This window comes from Halorubrum gandharaense (assembly GCF_054654575.1).
Map to the genome: position 1 here is coordinate 876,537 of NZ_BAAIET010000001.1, position 15,605 is coordinate 892,141.

11 protein-coding genes are annotated in these 15,605 nt (G+C 67.3%); 5 read left to right on the plus strand and 6 right to left on the minus strand.

Annotated elements, in window-relative coordinates:
• Positions 1 to 75: 75 nt before the first annotated feature.
• Complete coding sequence (locus ACYQ07_RS04175) at positions 76 to 1,551, plus strand: monovalent cation/H+ antiporter subunit D family protein (protein ID WP_459877787.1); 1,476 nt, start codon at positions 76 to 78, stop codon at positions 1,549 to 1,551.
• Positions 1,552 to 1,804: 253 nt separating this feature from the next.
• Here the strand turns inward: ACYQ07_RS04175 and ACYQ07_RS04180 are convergent, their stop codons facing one another.
• The 4 genes from ACYQ07_RS04180 to ACYQ07_RS04195 form a co-directional block, all read right to left on the minus strand.
• Positions 1,805 to 2,203: a DUF7522 family protein gene (locus ACYQ07_RS04180; RefSeq protein WP_459877790.1), complete on the minus strand. Its 399-nt coding sequence runs from the start codon at positions 2,201 to 2,203 to the stop codon at positions 1,805 to 1,807.
• Between the two features lie 883 nt (positions 2,204 to 3,086).
• Positions 3,087 to 4,289 carry an MFS transporter gene (locus tag ACYQ07_RS04185; protein WP_459877793.1) on the minus strand — a complete coding sequence of 401 codons (1,203 nt, stop codon included), beginning with the start codon at positions 4,287 to 4,289 and terminating at the stop codon, positions 3,087 to 3,089.
• Positions 4,290 to 4,969: 680 nt separating this feature from the next.
• The gene (locus tag ACYQ07_RS04190; RefSeq protein WP_459877796.1) at positions 4,970 to 5,980 is read right to left on the minus strand and encodes a methyl-accepting chemotaxis protein; all 1,011 of its coding nucleotides are present in this window, start codon (positions 5,978 to 5,980) and stop codon (positions 4,970 to 4,972) included.
• Between the two features lie 111 nt (positions 5,981 to 6,091).
• Positions 6,092 to 7,309, minus strand: a complete 1,218-nt coding sequence (locus ACYQ07_RS04195) for a M24 family metallopeptidase (protein WP_459877799.1) — start codon at positions 7,307 to 7,309, stop codon at positions 6,092 to 6,094.
• A gap of 324 nt (positions 7,310 to 7,633) precedes the next feature.
• On the opposite strand from ACYQ07_RS04195, the gene ACYQ07_RS04200 reads away from it, so the two are divergent.
• The 3 genes from ACYQ07_RS04200 (at position 7,634) to ACYQ07_RS04210 (ending at position 11,826) form a co-directional block, all read left to right on the plus strand.
• Complete coding sequence (locus tag ACYQ07_RS04200) at positions 7,634 to 8,608, plus strand: transcription initiation factor IIB (protein WP_459877802.1); 975 nt, start codon at positions 7,634 to 7,636, stop codon at positions 8,606 to 8,608.
• Between the two features lie 193 nt (positions 8,609 to 8,801).
• Positions 8,802 to 9,278, plus strand: coding sequence for an NUDIX hydrolase (locus tag ACYQ07_RS04205; RefSeq protein ID WP_459877805.1), 477 nt, complete (start codon positions 8,802 to 8,804; stop codon positions 9,276 to 9,278).
• A 112-nt stretch (positions 9,279 to 9,390) separates the two neighbouring features.
• Entirely contained in the window at positions 9,391 to 11,826 is a 2,436-nt protein-coding gene (locus ACYQ07_RS04210) for a DUF7527 domain-containing protein (protein ID WP_459877808.1), read from the plus strand.
• 139 nt (positions 11,827 to 11,965) lie between these two features.
• On the opposite strand, the gene ACYQ07_RS04215 is transcribed toward ACYQ07_RS04210, so the two are convergent.
• Complete coding sequence (locus tag ACYQ07_RS04215; RefSeq protein ID WP_459877811.1) at positions 11,966 to 12,271, minus strand: hypothetical protein; 306 nt, start codon at positions 12,269 to 12,271, stop codon at positions 11,966 to 11,968.
• A gap of 289 nt (positions 12,272 to 12,560) precedes the next feature.
• On the opposite strand from ACYQ07_RS04215, the gene ACYQ07_RS04220 reads away from it, so the two are divergent.
• The gene (locus tag ACYQ07_RS04220; protein WP_459877814.1) at positions 12,561 to 13,919 is read left to right on the plus strand and encodes an adenylosuccinate synthase; all 1,359 of its coding nucleotides are present in this window, start codon (positions 12,561 to 12,563) and stop codon (positions 13,917 to 13,919) included.
• 554 nt (positions 13,920 to 14,473) lie between these two features.
• Here the strand turns inward: ACYQ07_RS04220 and ACYQ07_RS04225 are convergent.
• Entirely contained in the window at positions 14,474 to 15,553 is a 1,080-nt protein-coding gene (locus ACYQ07_RS04225; RefSeq protein WP_459877817.1) for an MBL fold metallo-hydrolase, read from the minus strand.
• Positions 15,554 to 15,605 lie beyond the last annotated feature (52 nt).

Below are 15,605 nucleotides of genomic sequence, written 5' to 3' on the forward strand. Positions count from 1 at the left end.
CGAGGTTCGGACGCAGGGTCGCGACGAGCACACCGCGCCCGCCGGCATCGGCGGGACGGGGGAGGTGGTCTGATCGTGGAGCACCTCGAGTGGCTCGTGGTCGCCGTCGTCCTCGTGCCGCTGCTGTCGGCCGTGCTACCGGTTGCCGCCAGCCTGCGCTGGAAGCAGGTCGGCTGGTCGATGGCGGTCGCGATCACGGGGGCGACGTTCGCGATGGCGCTCGCCGTCGCGCGGCTCGTCTACGAACACGGCACGATCGCGTACGTCGTCGCCGGCATCGACGGCCGCTCGTTCGGGATCGAGTTCTACGTCGACGAGTTCTCGATGGTCGTCATCCTGCTGACGCTGCTCATCAGCCTCGGCGTCCTCGTGTACACGCGCGTCGGGGGCCCCCGCGGGAACTTCTTCTACGCGGGGTTCCTGCTGCTCGTCGGCGGGATGCTCGGCGTCATCTCCACTGGCGACATCTTCAACCTCTACGTCTTCCTGGAGATCATGGCGATCTCCTCGTACGCGTTAGTCTCCTCCTCGAAGTACCGGTGGTCGACGTACGCCGCCTTCAAGTACCTGCTCGTGGGCACCGTCGGCGCCTCCTTCTACCTGCTCGGCGTCGCGCTCACGTTCGCCGCGACGGGGACGCTGAACATGCAGGACCTGTCGATCCAGATCGCGGAGGCCGGCTACACCGACCCCGTCATCATCACGGCGTTCGTCCTGATGGGCGTGGGGCTGGCCGTGAAGATCGCGCTGTTCCCGGTTCACACCTGGCTGGCTGACGCCCACGCGTCCGCGCCCGACGGCATCAGCGCGGTGATCTCCTCGCTGATGCCCGCGGTCGCCGTCTACGCGTTCGCCCGCATCGTGTTCACCACGTTCACGCCCGGCTTCCTCGAGGCGAACCCGTTCATTTCGCAGGTGCTGCTCGCCGGCGCGCTCGCCAGCCTGTTCGCGGGGAGCCTCTTCGCACTGCTTCAGGACCACATCAAGCTCGTGTTGGCCTACTCGACGGTGTCGCAGTTCGGGCTGATCCTCGTCGGCATCGCCGTCGCCAACGAGACGGCGCTGTTCGGCTCGATCCTGCAGATCTTCGGGCACGGCATCGTGAAGGCCTCGCTGTTCATCCTCGCGGGCATGTTCGCGCTCCGCTTTGGCGGCATCCGCACCGTTGACGAGTACGCCGGCCTCGCGAAGCGCGCGCCGGTGATGGCCGGCGCGTTCGCCGTGCTCGGCATCTCGATGATCGGCCTCCCGCCGACGGTCGGTTTCGTCGGCAAGTGGTACATCGCGCTCGGCGCGTTCGAGGCCGGCCTCCCGATCGTCGCCGGGCTCGTGCTCGTCTCCAGCCTGCTGTCGGCCGGCTACATCCTGCCGTTCATCAACCGGATCTACTTCCACCCGTTCGAGGGCGAGGACGTCGACCGGGCGGCGATCACGAAGGGGATGCTCGCCGCCGTCGTCATCGGCGCCGTGCTCGGGATGACGCTCGGGTTCTTCTCGGCGTCGTTCCAAGCGGTGCTGGAGAGCGCCATTCAGGACCTGATGGCGCACTAGGTGGTGGTTGCTTTTTAAGTCGCTGTGCCGAAATCCGTCGGCTCTGACAAGAACCGCGTGCTGAATACAGGGCGCGTATCTTGCACAGAGGGTTCGAGGAAGATCGGCGGTTCGGATCGGTCTATACAGATAATACGGTACTCACTACGTGCAGATGAGAGGTAGCGTTCACCCTACTTCTTGGTGGCGTGTCTGTTTGAGAGATCTCACCGAGCAATAAACGCCGCCCGCTCCATGACTCTTCCATGATACTCTACGTCGGTCGTTGGAGTGACGTGAACTCAACGTCGTTCTCGATCATGTACTCGCGGAAGTCGTCAATCATCGACCCGAGGTCAACTAATATCCCACGCTCGAATGTCGCTACCACGACTTCGTCCGCTATGAATCCCGTGAACACCACCATCTCGTCCGCGACCTTGATGATGTGAGTTACATCGCCCGCGTCCATATGCGCTTCGTAGGATTTCTTCGCGGTCAACTCGAATAATTCGTCGTCAAATGCCCGCGCCCGCTCCTCGGTCCACTCCAAGTCGTCCCGCTTATACAGCACGGTCTGCTCTCGCGTTTCCGGGTCCATTTCGATGAAGAACCGCAGTCGCTCTCCCGTGTTCTCCCGAACGATCTCACCCATATCTTCTGCGACAGACATACTCACACAATATACCCAAACAATAAAATGATACTGGCGGCACAAGTTCACAGCGGCACAGTTGTCTCCACGACCGATGACGCGCCCAAGATAGCGCCTACGAACAGCAATGCTTGTTTCGCACTTCGAGTAGCACAGATGATTCGGCAAGTCTGAGATGGAATCAACACGACCTCTGTGCTGCATTGACCCTCTATATTCAGCACGACAGCAGAAACATATCACCGCTTGAGGATTTCAACAGAGCCTTTTGAGTAGGTCGTCGTGAGGATGTGCCGTTTTTGCGGATGTAGCGAGGTTGTAAGTGTTCGTGATCGGCCTGTCGGTCGGCTTTTGAGTGGTTGTGTGGTGAGTGCGCCGGCGAACACCGCCAAAGCCCCAGCCGGCTCCTTATAAGCGAGTTGAGCAGTTTAAGCGGCGAGCACGCCGGCAAACACCTCCAAAGCCCCAGCCGGCTCCGGTCGAGGGTTCCGGAAGACGGTCCGGCTCGCTGCTCACGGCTTCGCCGTTCGCTATCGAGAGCTCCCTCCGGTCGCTCTCGCATTGCTCGCGGGCTGCGACTTCCGTCGTCCCGCTCGCAGGCTCGCGGGACGCTCGCTGTGCTCCTCGCTCTCGGCACCGCCCGCTGCGGTGCTTACGTCGCCCGTCTTCCCGGAGCCGGCTGCCCCTTTGAGTCCCGCCCAGCCCCGCGACCGCACCTCACGCCTCCCCAGCCTCGGCAGACGGGCGCCGGCGGGAAACCGCGCCGCCGGCACCCGCTGCCTCCCTCGCGCTCCGGCTCGCGCCTTAGGCGCTCGCCGGGCGCCTCGCGTCGGCTTCGCCGCCGCGGCCCGCCGGCGCGAGGCGCCGGCGACGCCACGTGGGATGGTTGGTGAGTCGTCGTTCAGTATCCCAATCCCAATACGCGGTTCGCCGTCAGCGTTGCGAGCCCGAGCGCCATCACGCCGGTGAGCAGCGCGAAGGCGACGCTCCAGCCCGCCACGTCGGAGACGGCGCCGACGACGACGCTGCCGGAGGCGCCCATCACCATGTAGACGGTGCGGACGAGCCCGAAACCGGCGCCGCGCTCCTCGGCCGAGAGGTGGTCCATGAACCGCGACTGGACGGGCGCACCCCACGACATCGCGAGTCCGACGAGCGAGACGGCGAGGACGACCGGGACGAGCCCGAGTCCGGCCTCGCTGGCGAGGTCGCCACGCGCGACGACGACGAGGGTGCCGTAGCCGAGGACGCCGGCGGCCATCGTCACCATGGCGGCGGCGTCGCGGTCGAGGCGGTCGGACAGGGAGCCAGTGAGCGGCTGCGTGGCGCCGTGGACGAGAAAGTACAACGAGAAAAGGAGCGCCGACAGCGCCGCGGAGAGCCCGCCGCCGATCGAGAGGAACGTCGGCAGGAACGAGGCGGTCGCCTGCCAGGAGAACGCCCCCATCGTCGCCAGCGCGGTGGTGTACATGATCGGGGGTCGCGAGAGCAGCTCGCGGAGCGCGCTCACCTGGAACCGCTCGCGCATCGGCTGGTCGGGCCGGTTCGGCGTCGTCGGCTCGATGCGCCACGCGAACAGCACGAACACGGGGACGGCGACGATCGTCCCGAGCAGGATTCCCGTTCGCCAGCCGTACTGGGCGCCGACGACCGCCGCAAGCGGTGGTGCCGCGAGTCCCGCGATCGGCCCGCCGGCGACGTGGACGCCGATCGCGCGGCCGATGTCGTCGAACTGCTTGGCGAGGAAGGTGGTGGCGACGGAGTAGTGGAGGCCGGCGCCGGCGCCGAGCACGATCGTGAAGACGACGAACGCGCCGATGGTGGGCGAGACGGCGATGAGGACGGAGGCGACGGCGGTGGCGCCGACCGCGGCGAGGATCACGGTGCGCTCGCCGTAGCGGTCGCCGAGCACGCCCGAGGGGAACTGTGCAAGCGCGTAGGCGGCCCACATCCCGGAGAGCGCGACGCCGACGACCGTGTTACTGGCGCCGAAGTCGGCCGTGATCTCCGGCACGAGCGGGCTGATGACGAGTCTGGCGACCATCGTCGCCATGAACGCGAGCGTACAGCACGCAAGCGCCGTGTGGGCGTACCGCCAGTTCACGCCGACGCTTCACGGGGCACGGAAAAGCGGTTTCCGATCCCGGCCGAGCCGGCCGGGTTGAGCGGAGGGTTAGGTGAACACGTGAGAGTGCTGTTCCGTTAGCTCGTCGGTGAACACTGCTTGTTGATCGAGATCGGGAGTGAGTATTGCAATTCGTCGCCGGCGATGCAGTATATAAACGGGCGGGAGTGGAGGTGACGCTCTCCTTATAAATGGTGGTGCGGAGCGGTGGCGCGCCCGGCGAGCGCCCAGCGGGCGCTCGTCGGCGCGCGAGGGAGTCGTCGCCGGAGGCGACGACGAGGCTGGGGAGGCGTGAGGTGCGGTTGCGGTGCTGTGCGGGGTGGGGCTCAAAGGGGCAGCCGGCTCCGGGACGACGGGCGACGTAAGCACTCAAAAGGGCGAGCACCGCGAGCCCTTTTGAGCGCGCAGCGAGCCCCTCGACCGGAGCCGGCTGGGGCTTTTGAAGGCGGTCTCCGTCACCGAATCATCAGCAACTCACCGAACAAACACGACTTATAAAGAGAAATCAACCCCACCAACGCCCTACTTATAAACACCAACACCAACCTCGTACAACTCCTACTCCCGACATCACTCGTTCAGGTGCCGGAGTAAGAGTCCGAGCATGCGAAAACCTGCAGTTGCACAGGGGCCGCTCCTCGTGCCATGAGCGTCGATCGCTACTCGTCGTCGATCAGCGACTGGACGCCGTCGTTCACCTGGGTGACCATCGCCGCCTGGTCGACCACGGCGTCGCGGATGCCGGCGGTTTCGTCGTGGATTTCCTCGGCGTTGCGAGCGGTCTGGTCGACCATCGCGGCGACCTCCTCGGTGCTCGCAGCCTGCTCGTCGGTCGCGGTGGCGACCTCTTCGATGCCGGCGTTGAGCTCCTCGACGGACTCGTCGATCTCGGAGAGGCGGTCGAGCGAGGATTCGACTTCCGTCACGCCGCGCTCGACGGCCTCCTCGTTGTCGTCCAGCTCCTCGACGGCGCTGTCCGTGTGGCGTTCGATGCGGTCGACGAGCGACTCCACGTCGCCGGCACGGTCCTGTGACTCCTCGGCGAGCGTCTTGACCTCCTCGGCGACGACCGCGAAGCCGGCGCCGGCCTCCCCGGCACGGGCGGCCTCGATGGAGGCGTTGAGCGCCAGCAGGTTCGTTCGCTCGGCAATGTCGGTGATCATCTCGACCATCTCGTCGATCTCGGCAACTGCGTCGTCGATCCGGCGGACCTCGTCGCCGACCGCCTCGGAGCTCTCGTCGATCCGGTGTATCGCATCCCGGGCATCTCGCGCGGCGCTTCGCCCTTCGCCGGCGAGCTCGTTCACCTGCTGTCCCTCGGCGGCGACCTCCTCCGCGGAGGAGGCGATCTGCTCGACGGCGGCGCTCATGTTCGACACTTCCGACTGCACCTGGTCCATCCCGTCGTACTGCTCGCTGGCGAGCTCGGAGATCTCGCCCGTTCGGTCGGCCACGTCCTCGGAAGCGTTCTGGAGCTCGACGAGGCCGTTCGCGGCCTCACGAACCTCACGATCGGCGCCGGTTTGCTCGGCGACCGCGACGGTGTCGTCGAGTTCGTCGTTCACGTCCGTCACCGTCCCCTCGAACTCGTCGCTGATGTCCGTTACTGTCTCGTCGCCGTCACCCATTTCCGCGGTTCCCGTCACTTCCCCTGTCTCGGTGCTCTTCATGATACTTAAAATGAACACACGATCATGGATAATGGTTCGCACGTGGCTATCGGCCGTGATAACCTCGGGAAACCGTGATGGCGCCGACGTGGGGCTGGCGAACGGCGAACGCTAGTCGACGCGGAACTCGATGGGGTAGTCCGTGAGGTTCTCGTAGTCGTCCTCGGTGACGACCACGAGGTCCTCGATGCGGACACCACCCACGTCCGGGTCGTAGAGGCCGGGCTCGACGGTGACGATGTGGCCGGGTTCGAGCGTGCTCCCGCCGTTCGAGAGCCGCGGCAGCTCGTGAACATCGAGGCCGATGCCGTGTCCGGTGGAGTGGATGAAGCCGGTTTCCGTCTCCGGGTCGGTGCGGAAGGTGGGCTCGCCGGCGTCCTCGTACACCTCGCAGGCGGCGGCGTGGACCTCTTCGCCGGTGACGCCGGGTTCGATGGCGTCGAGCGCAGCGTTGAGCGCTTCTTCGGTGAGATCGTACCACTCCGCGATCTCCTCGCCCGGCTCGCCGACGCAGAACGTGCGTGTCATGTCGGCGTTGTACTTCGAGGCCTTGTGGCGTGGGAAGATGTCGATGATGATCGCCTCGTTGGCGCGGAGCGGACCGGAGCCGCGGTCGTGCGGGTCCGCCGCCTGCGCCCCGCCGGCGACGATCGTCTGGTCGAGCGCACAGCCGTGCCGGAGCAGCGTCACCTCGATCTCCTCTTTGACCCGCTCGCTCGTGAGCGGGGCGCCTTCGTGAACCAGCATGCCGGGCTCGCCGGCGCCGTCGGTGCCGCCCCCGACCTCCGCCACGTCGTCGACGGCGACATCCTCGCCTGCCACGTCGGCGCTGGCGAGCAGGTCCTCGGCGGCGCGCATTGCGGCCTCGTTGGCCTCCTGAGCGACCCGGACGTGGTCGATCTCCGCGTCGGTCTTCACCGCGCGGATCTCCGTGAGCACGTCGTCGGTGTCGACGCCGACCGCGATGTCGCGGTCGCGGAGCGCATCCGCGGTTCCGACGGGGCCGCGGGAGGGCATGACGAGCGACTCGACGTCCTTGTCCGCCACGAAGTCGGCGTACATATCGTAGCGGGCGTCGGGGCCGCCGTACTCGTAGTCGTAGTCGGAGTGGCGGTCGACCACGTCGGCGTCGGCCTCCTTTTTCGCGCGGCCGTACTCCAGCCCGCTGACGAGGACGTGCACTTCGCCGTCGGCGTACAGCGTCAGAAACGGGTCGGGGCCGGTGAACCCGGAGAGATACAGCTGGTTGGCGTCGTCCTGGTCGGCGTCGATCAGGTAGCCGTCGACGCCCACCTCCGCCAGATAGTCGTCGAGTCGGGAACGGTCCATGGCGAGGGTCCTCGCCCGACGGACAAAGTGATTGTCCTCGCGGAACCGGGGCCTCCGCGGGCCCCCGGTCTGCGCCGCGTCCGCACCACGTTCTGGCCGCGAAACGAATATATATTCGGCAGGTCGCACGGGGTGAAAACGGAGTAACGGATCCGTAACTACCCTGATCCGCCGAAAAATCAGGATTTGGGACGGCTGGATGGTGTTTTCGGCGGCGAGAATAGCCGCCAGCCTTAAGTATTCTCCCTCCTTATCAGGAGGTGAGGAACAGAAACCGAGACCCTTCTCTCGGTCCCGCGATTCCATCCCCTCGATTCCAACACAATGAGCGAAAACGTCCGAACCTATACGGCCGAGCGCGTCGACGAGGACGAGAGCGAGCAGTCCTCGTCAGCCGAGGAGTTGAGCTGTCCCGAGTGTGGCGGCCAACTCGCAACCGACACTGAACACGGCGAGACGGTCTGTGCGGACTGTGGGCTCGTCGTCGAGGAGAACGAGATCGACCGCGGGCCGGAGTGGCGTGCGTTCGACTCCTCCGAGAAGGACGAGAAGAGCCGCGTCGGCGCCCCCACGACCAACATGATGCACGACAAGGGGCTCTCGACGAACATCGGCTGGCAGGACAAAGACGCCTACGGGAAGTCGCTGTCCAGCCGACAACGCGAGAAGATGCAGCGACTCCGCACGTGGAACGAGCGGTTCCGCACGCGTGACTCGAAGGAGCGCAACCTGAAGCAGGCGCTCGGCGAGATCGACCGCATGGCGAGCGCCCTCGGGCTCCCGGACAACGTCCGTGAGACGGCCTCCGTCATCTACCGCCGCGCGCTCGACGAGGACCTCCTGCCCGGGCGGTCCATCGAGGGCGTCTCGACGGCGTCGCTGTACGCCGCCGCGCGCCAGGCCGGCACCCCCCGCAGCCTCGACGAGATCGCGAACGTCTCCCGTGTGGAGAAAGATGAGATCGCCCGCACCTACCGCTACGTCGTTCGCGAGCTCAAACTGGAGATCCAGCCGGCCGACCCCGAGAGCTACGTCCCCCGGTTCGCCTCCGACCTCGGTCTCTCGGACGAGGCGGAGCGCCGCGCGCGAAAGCTCCTCGAAACCGCCAAAGAGCAGGGGATCCACTCGGGCAAGTCGCCCGTCGGCCTCGCCGCGGCCGCCGTTTACGCGGCGTCGCTGCTGACCAACGAAAAGGTGACCCAGAGTGAGGTCAGCGACGTGGCCAACATCAGCGAGGTCACGATCCGCAACCGCTACCACGAGCTGCTCGAAGCCGAAGAGCAGGTCGCGATGCCCTGAGACGGCCGACCCGCAAACTCGCAAACCCGAAGAACCACTGCCCTGCGGAACTGCAAACCCGCAGACTCGACGCGCTCCACCCGCTCGTTTTCCGCTTTTTCGACCGCGTAGCGCCGGCGCCGTTCTCGTCATCGAGGCCCCACCCGTCGCCCGCATTCCGAAGGACCAAATCCGCCCGTCACGAGCCCCACGTATGGAGACGACACGCCACTTCACGGCGACGACGTACGTCGTTCACGACGGCGCCACCGCGCTCCACGAACACACTCGGCTCGGCATTCACCTGCCGCCGGGCGGGCACGTGGACCGTGACGAGCTTCCTCACGAGGCGGCGCTCCGCGAGGTCCGTGAGGAGACGGGACTGGACGCCGAGCTGGTCGCCGCCGAGAGCGACGTGACGGGGCCGAACACCCGTGGCCTCCCCGAGCCGGCCCACCTGCTGCTCCACGACATCAACGTCCACCCGGACGGCTCGGTGGGCCACCAGCACATCGACCACCTCTATTTCGCGCAGGTCGACGAGCGCGCCATCGAGCCCGCCGGCAACGACGAGGCGACCGTCGACGAGTGGGACTGGTACACGCCGGCGGCGCTCCGCGCGGGCGAGTTTGAACCGGATGTCGTCGAGCTTGGCTGCGAGGCGATCGACGCCGTGCGCGACGCGGAGTAGGGCTCCGGTCGGCGTCGACGCCGGGAAGCGACGTCTCGGCCCCGCTTCGTGTCAGACGCGCGTCCTACGCCTCCGGAAAGTATTTGCGTCGGTGCCGGCGACGTAACCTCATATGGACGCACAGCGAATCGAGGACGTTACCGAGTGGGACGCCCGGAGCTTTGCCGACGGCTTCGACGGGCTCCGGCGTCTCGCTGACCGGGACTTCTCCGGTGCGGTGACGAACGGGACGGCGTGGCTGTTCCTGTTGAACGGCCGCATCGTCGGCGTGTTCGACGGCGAGCTCGACGCCTTTGCCGACGCCTCCGGCACCGCCTACGAGGCGCCTCACGACTCGCTGCCGCTGCTTTTCGCCATGCAGGAGCAGGGTGGCACCCCTCGGGCACAGTACTACACCAACGACACGAAGCTCTCCGAGGCGGACGAGAAGCTGACCGCCGGCGGCTTCACCGGCTACGTCGAGCTCTCCGAGAACGTGCTCTCGGGCGACTACTACGTCGCCTACTACGGCGGCGAGTCGCTGTCGGCGGCGTACGTCGGCAACTCCCGTCGGCTGGAGACGGGCGAGACGGCGTTCGAGCTCGCCGACGAGGAGGTGGGAATCTACACCGTCTACGAGGTCGACCTCGACGTTCACGAGATCCCCGAGTCGACCGGCTCCACGTCGGCGGTCGCCGGCGCCGGGACCGACGCCGAAGCCGACGAGGCGGATGCAGGCGACGACGAGTCCGCAGACGACGAGTCTGCAGACGACGAGCCGGCCACGAACGACGACGCAGCGGTCGACGGGACGCCCGTCGACGATGCGGGCACCGGTGCGGAGGGTGACGCCGTGAACGACGACACCGTCGACACCGACGACACCGACGCCGACGCCGGTGCCCCCGAGGATGCCACACCGACGACCGCTGACACCGCGTCGGCCGCGGACACCGACACGCCGCGAGAGACGGGGGATCGCTCGTCCACCGAGGAGCCGGACGACGGGTCGTCGGACGGCACGGATCCGCGGCCGACGACGGTGCAGTCGGCTGAGTCGGCGGACCGGACGGCGTCGTCGGATGGGCAGTCGTCGGATGGGCAGTCGTCGGATGGGCAGTCGTCGGCTGGGCAGTCGTCGGATGGGCAGTCGTCGGCTGGGCAGTCGTCGGATGGGCAGTCGTCGGACGACCGACCGACGGATCAGCCGACTGCACGGGAGCAAACGACGACCGAGGCGTCGAAACGAGAGGCCGGCGACCGGTCAGGAACGACGTCCGGGATTCCGCGGCCGGAGAACGGCGCCTCGGCCGTCGACGAGGACGTCTTTTCGGAGGAGGCGGAGTGGCGGGAGGCGAAGTCGATCCCGGCACTCGACCCCGAGAAGGCGTCCGACGCACCCGAGGAGCGCGCCCCCGAAACCGCCGCGGGCTCCGAGGCGTCCGCCGGTGGCGACGCTCGCAACCGGAGCGCCGGCGGCAAGACTCGTCAGGGTGGCGCAACCGCGGGGAGCGGAGAGTCGTCACGCAGCGCCACGACGGCCGACGAGTCGCCCACGCCCAGCACGCCGAGTGACGCGAATCGCGAGGCGGTCTCCGAGCGACCGTCGGTCCAACGGAACGAGCTCCAACGGCGGGTGCAGCGACTCGAGACCGAACTGGAGGAGGCGGAAGCGGCACGCGAGAGCGCGGCGTCCGAACGCGACGAGGTCGCCGAGCAGCTGGAGTCGACGACCGCCGAGCGCGACCGTCTGGAGTCGGAGCTCGCGGAGCTTCGCGAGGAGCTGGACTCCGTGCGGACCGAGCTCGCCGAGGCGCGGTCACAGCTGCCCGACGGCGACCGGGTGATCTCCAGCGAGGAGGCGCTCGCGGAGACCAACCTGTTCGTGCGCTACGCCTCACAGGGCGGGGCGACGCTGGAGAAGGCCCACGACGGCGGCATCGACCGCGAAGCGCTTCGAGAAAACCTCCAACTGGAACACCACACCAGCTTCGACACCGAGGACGTGCTCGTCGAGGGCGAGCCGTTCGAGGAGTTCCTCCACGGGACGATGGAGTACGGCTTCACGCGCTGGCTCGTCGAGGAGTTCCCCTTCGAGGTGCGCGAGACGGGCAACGAGAGCGCCTTACGCGACCTCTACGACGCACTTCCGGAGGTCGACCGCGCGGAGATCGGCGGCTCCGTCTCGACGACGGTGCAGGAGAACGGCGAGGAACACCGCGAGCAGCGGACGTTCGACCTCGTCTTACGCGACCGGATGGGGAACCCGCTTTTCGTCGCGGACCTCAACGACAGCCGCGACCCCACAGAGGAGGGGACGCTGGAGTCGCTGGCGTCGAACGGCGGCGTCATCGCGGAGTCGAACGACGCCTTCGCCGCCGCGTTCGCGGTGACGGCGAGCTTCTTCGAGCCCGGCGCGCTCGAAACCGCGAGCGACGCGGTCGGCGGCGGCCTGTTGAGCCGCGGCAAGCGCAAGAGCTTCGTGAAGCTCTCGCGCAAGCGCGGCTACCACCTCTGTCTGGTGGAGTCGCGCGACGGCGGCTTCCACCTGACGGTGCCGGACCTCTAGGCCGTCCACAGCGTACTTGCTTCCGGGTGTTGCTCTCCGGATACCGCGCGCTCGCCGGCGCGACGCTCCGGTCGCTCTCGGGGGCGAAAACAAAAGCCGACCAACCGACGGGCGAAACGAAACGTGTCTCTGAAACGGGTTAGTTCTCGACTTCGGCGGCGTCGTCGATCCGCATCGTGCCGAGCTTGTCGATGGTCTCGTCGAGCTTCTCGTCGAGCTCGTCGACGAACTCGTGGGTCCGGTCGGTCGTGATGGCGCCCTGACTCGACGGCTCGATGAGGTTCTCCTCCTCGAGGACGCGCAGCGAGTAGCGGACCTTGTGGTGCGGGTAGCCCGTCTCGTTCGACATCTTCACGATGCCGATCGGTTCGTTCTCGATGACCATCTTCAGCACCTGCAGGTGCCGTTCCAGCATATCTACTTCTTTCTCAAGTCGGTCTATCATGCCACATGTTAACTTGTCATGGCCCCCTTTAAACGTTGCTGTCGGCGGCGACCAAAAACGGGTGACTTGAAGCTTTGACGTGGGAGTAGTTAACGGTTCGGTTTGCCGACGGGAACGCGCCCGCCGACAGGCGTGTGTCACCGAGACGATGCACCACGCCGTTTTCCCTGTGAGCGGCACGAATGGAGATATTTGATGGACGTTTCGATCACTTTGATGCACATCGGTGGATCGCTAGCGGGGGCGGACCGTAATCGGTTTTACCCCCCGTCCGGTATCGGTGCGTGGTATGACAGTCACCATCGTCGGCTCCCAGCTGGGAGACGAGGGCAAGGGCGCGCTCGTCGACCGGTGGGGAGGGGACGCGGACGTAGTGGTCCGTTATCAGGGCGGCGACAACGCCGGCCACACCGTCGTCGAGGGCGGCACCGAGTACAAGCTGTCGCTGGTTCCCAGCGGCGCCGTCCGGGACAAGGTCGGGATCCTCGGCAACGGCTGCGTGGTGAACCCGCGCACGTTGTTCGACGAGCTCGACACCCTGCGCGAGCAGGGGCTCGACCCCGACGTGCGCGTCGCGCGCCGGGCGCACGTCATTCTCCCGTATCATCGGGTGCTCGACGGCATTGAAGAGGAGGCAAAAGCGGACGACGACGCCGGCCAGGAGGTCGGCACCACCGGGCGCGGCATCGGGCCCACCTACGAGGACAAGGCCGGTCGTCGCGGCGTCCGGGTTGCCGACCTGCTCGACGCCGCCGCGCTCCGCGAGAAGCTGGAGTACGCCGTCCCGCACCACCGCGCAATCGTCGAGGACGTGTACGGCATCGACCTGGAGGCGACGGACCGCGCCGAGGCGTTCGACGTCGACGCCCTCCACGAGGAGTTCGTCGCGATCGGCGAGCGCCTGGTCGAGGAGGGGATGACCGTGAACTGCTCGGACTTCCTCTACCGACGGAGCAAGGCGGGCGACCGCATCATGTTCGAGGGTGCCCAGGGCACCCACATCGACATCGACCACGGCAACTACCCGTTCGTCACCTCCTCGAATCCGACCGCGGGCGCGTCCGCCGTCGGCTCCGGGCTCGGCGTGACCACGGTTGGAAAAGGGGAGGTCGTCGGCATCGTGAAGGCGTACCTCTCGCGTGTGGGGTCCGGCCCGCTGCCGACGGAGCTGGACAACACCGACGAGGAGGAGGAGCTTGCGGACTTCATCCGGGAGAAGGGCGGCGAGTTCGGCACCGTCACCGGCCGACCCCGGAGGATCGGCTGGCTCGACGTGCCGATGTTGCGCCACTCCGCGCGCGTCAACGGCTTCACCGGACTCGCGGTGAACCACGTCGACGTGCTCGCCGGCTTAGAGGAGCTGAAGGTGTGTCACGCCTACGAGCTCGACGGCGAGGAGCGGGACACGGTCCCCACCACGACCGAGCGGTGGAACCGCTGTGAACCCGTTTATAAGGAGTTCGAGACGTGGGAGGAGGTCGACTGGTCGGCGGTCGCCGCCGAGGGGTACGAGGCGCTGCCCGAGGCGACGAAGACGTACCTCGACTACCTCGCCGAGGAGCTCGACGCCCCCGTTTACGCGGTCGGCGTCGGCCCGGACCGCGAGGAGACGATCGAGCTCGCGAACCCGTTCGAGAAGTCCGGATAAGGCGAGTATCGGATGTGGAACGAGCCGGCGCTCGCCGGCGTTTCACCCCGACTCGGGCGCTGAACACCTTTTTGAGACACTTATAAACGACCAGCCGGCGCCCCGATTAGCAGCGTCTTTGTGAGGCTGTGGCGTCGCCGGCGCCACGCGCCGGCGGGCCGCGGCGGCGCAGCCGACGCGAGGCGCCCGTGAGCGCCCAATGGGCGCGAACGGCGCGCGAGGGAGGCAGCGGGCGCCGGCGGCGCGGTGCGGAGCCCGCGGGCGCCCGTCTGCCGAGGCTGGGGAGGTGTGAGGTGCGGTTGCGGAGCTGGGTGGGACTCAAAGGGGCAGCCTGCTCCGGGAAGACGGCCGACGTAAGCACTCAAAAGGCCGGGCGGTGCGGAGAGGCCTTTTGAGCGCGCAACGAGGCCCTCGACCGGAGCAGGCTGGGGCTTTGGAGGTGTTTGCCGTCGTGGTTAGCCAGACGGCCGCTTATAAGAGCCGGCTGGGGCTTTGGCGGCGTTCACCGTCGTGCTCCCCCTCAACCCCGTCATCCAAATCCGCTTATAAGCGCCTTATGCCTCCCGTCCGTCGACCACGTCGTCGAAGGCGGTCTCGGGGAACAGCGCGTCGAGGTCGGCGTCGGGCTCGACGAGGTGGTAGGCGTCGCCGCCGTGCGTCCCGGTACCTGGCTCACACGCCACCACGCCGGCGTCCGCCAGGTGGTCGAGGTGCGCGTACGCCTCGCCGGGGCCGTGGAGCACGTGGATCTCCGAGAGCTCGCCGAACAGCTCGGCGGAGACCTCCCAGGGGGTGAGGCCGCCATCCACCCCCTCAAGCACGTCGACCACCTTCCGCGTGCGGTGGCGATGGTGGTCGAGGATGATCGCCGCGCGCCGGCTGGGCTCGTCGATCCGCTCACGATGGCCGGGGTGGGCGGCGTCCCAGTTCCGCCCGACCATCCGCGCGAGGCTGTCGGCGTAGGCGGCCAGCGGCGAGTCGACGCGGGTGTCGGCGCCGCCGACGTTCGGCGTGTAACGCGGCAGGAGCGCGTCGCCGGTGAACGCCTCCACCGGCTCCCCACCCCCATCACCGCCGACCGGCTCGTGGTCGGGGAAGTTTCGCGGGTCGAACTCGTAGGCGACGAGGCCGGCGGTGTGGCCGGGAAGGTGGACCGCCTCCAGTTCGGCATCGCCGAGGACGATGTGGTCGCCGTCGGAAACCGCGGTCACGTCGGCGGGCGGCCCCGCGAGGTCCGCGCTGACGGTCTCGAAAAAGCGCATCAGGCCCTCGCGCTTCGCGTCCGGGAGGCCCCACTCGCCGAGGACGCGGCGCTGGGCCTCCGGGTCCTCGGTGAAGGGCGTCTCGCTGCCGTCGACGAGGGGCGCATCGGCCTCGTGGGCGAAGACGTGCGCGTCGCTTTCGGCCTGTACCGCGCCGGCGAGCCCCGAGTGGTCGGGGTGCCAGTGGGTGAGGAGCACGGCGTCGATGTCGGCCATCTCGATCCCGTGGTCGGCGAGGCCGGCCTCGAACTCCTCGCGCACTTCCGGGAGGGCGACGCAGGTGTCGACGAGCGCCGTCGTCTCGCCGTCGTCGAACAGGTACACGTCGTTTTCCCCCTCGAAGACGGTGTTCCCGAGCTGGATCCGCTTCATGGTCGTCCGTGGACCGGGGACGGTTTCAGGGTTGCTACCCGTCAGCGCGAAG

What these genes read in the sequence shown, in the direction of transcription:
- ACYQ07_RS04195 (WP_459877799.1), bottom strand. Translation starts at nt 7,309, where the DNA reads ATGGACCGTTCCCGACTCGACGACTATCTGGCGGAGGTGGGCGTCGAC.
- ACYQ07_RS04200 (WP_459877802.1), top strand. Translation starts at nt 7,634, where the DNA reads ATGAGCGAAAACGTCCGAACCTATACGGCCGAGCGCGTCGACGAGGAC.
- ACYQ07_RS04190 (WP_459877796.1), bottom strand. Translation starts at nt 5,980, where the DNA reads ATGAAGAGCACCGAGACAGGGGAAGTGACGGGAACCGCGGAAATGGGT.
- ACYQ07_RS04220 (WP_459877814.1), top strand. Translation starts at nt 12,561, where the DNA reads ATGACAGTCACCATCGTCGGCTCCCAGCTGGGAGACGAGGGCAAGGGC.
- ACYQ07_RS04215 (WP_459877811.1), bottom strand. Translation starts at nt 12,271, where the DNA reads ATGATAGACCGACTTGAGAAAGAAGTAGATATGCTGGAACGGCACCTG.
- ACYQ07_RS04210 (WP_459877808.1), top strand. Translation starts at nt 9,391, where the DNA reads ATGGACGCACAGCGAATCGAGGACGTTACCGAGTGGGACGCCCGGAGC.
- ACYQ07_RS04205 (WP_459877805.1), top strand. Translation starts at nt 8,802, where the DNA reads ATGGAGACGACACGCCACTTCACGGCGACGACGTACGTCGTTCACGAC.
- ACYQ07_RS04180 (WP_459877790.1), bottom strand. Translation starts at nt 2,203, where the DNA reads ATGTCTGTCGCAGAAGATATGGGTGAGATCGTTCGGGAGAACACGGGA.
- ACYQ07_RS04225 (WP_459877817.1), bottom strand. Translation starts at nt 15,553, where the DNA reads ATGAAGCGGATCCAGCTCGGGAACACCGTCTTCGAGGGGGAAAACGAC.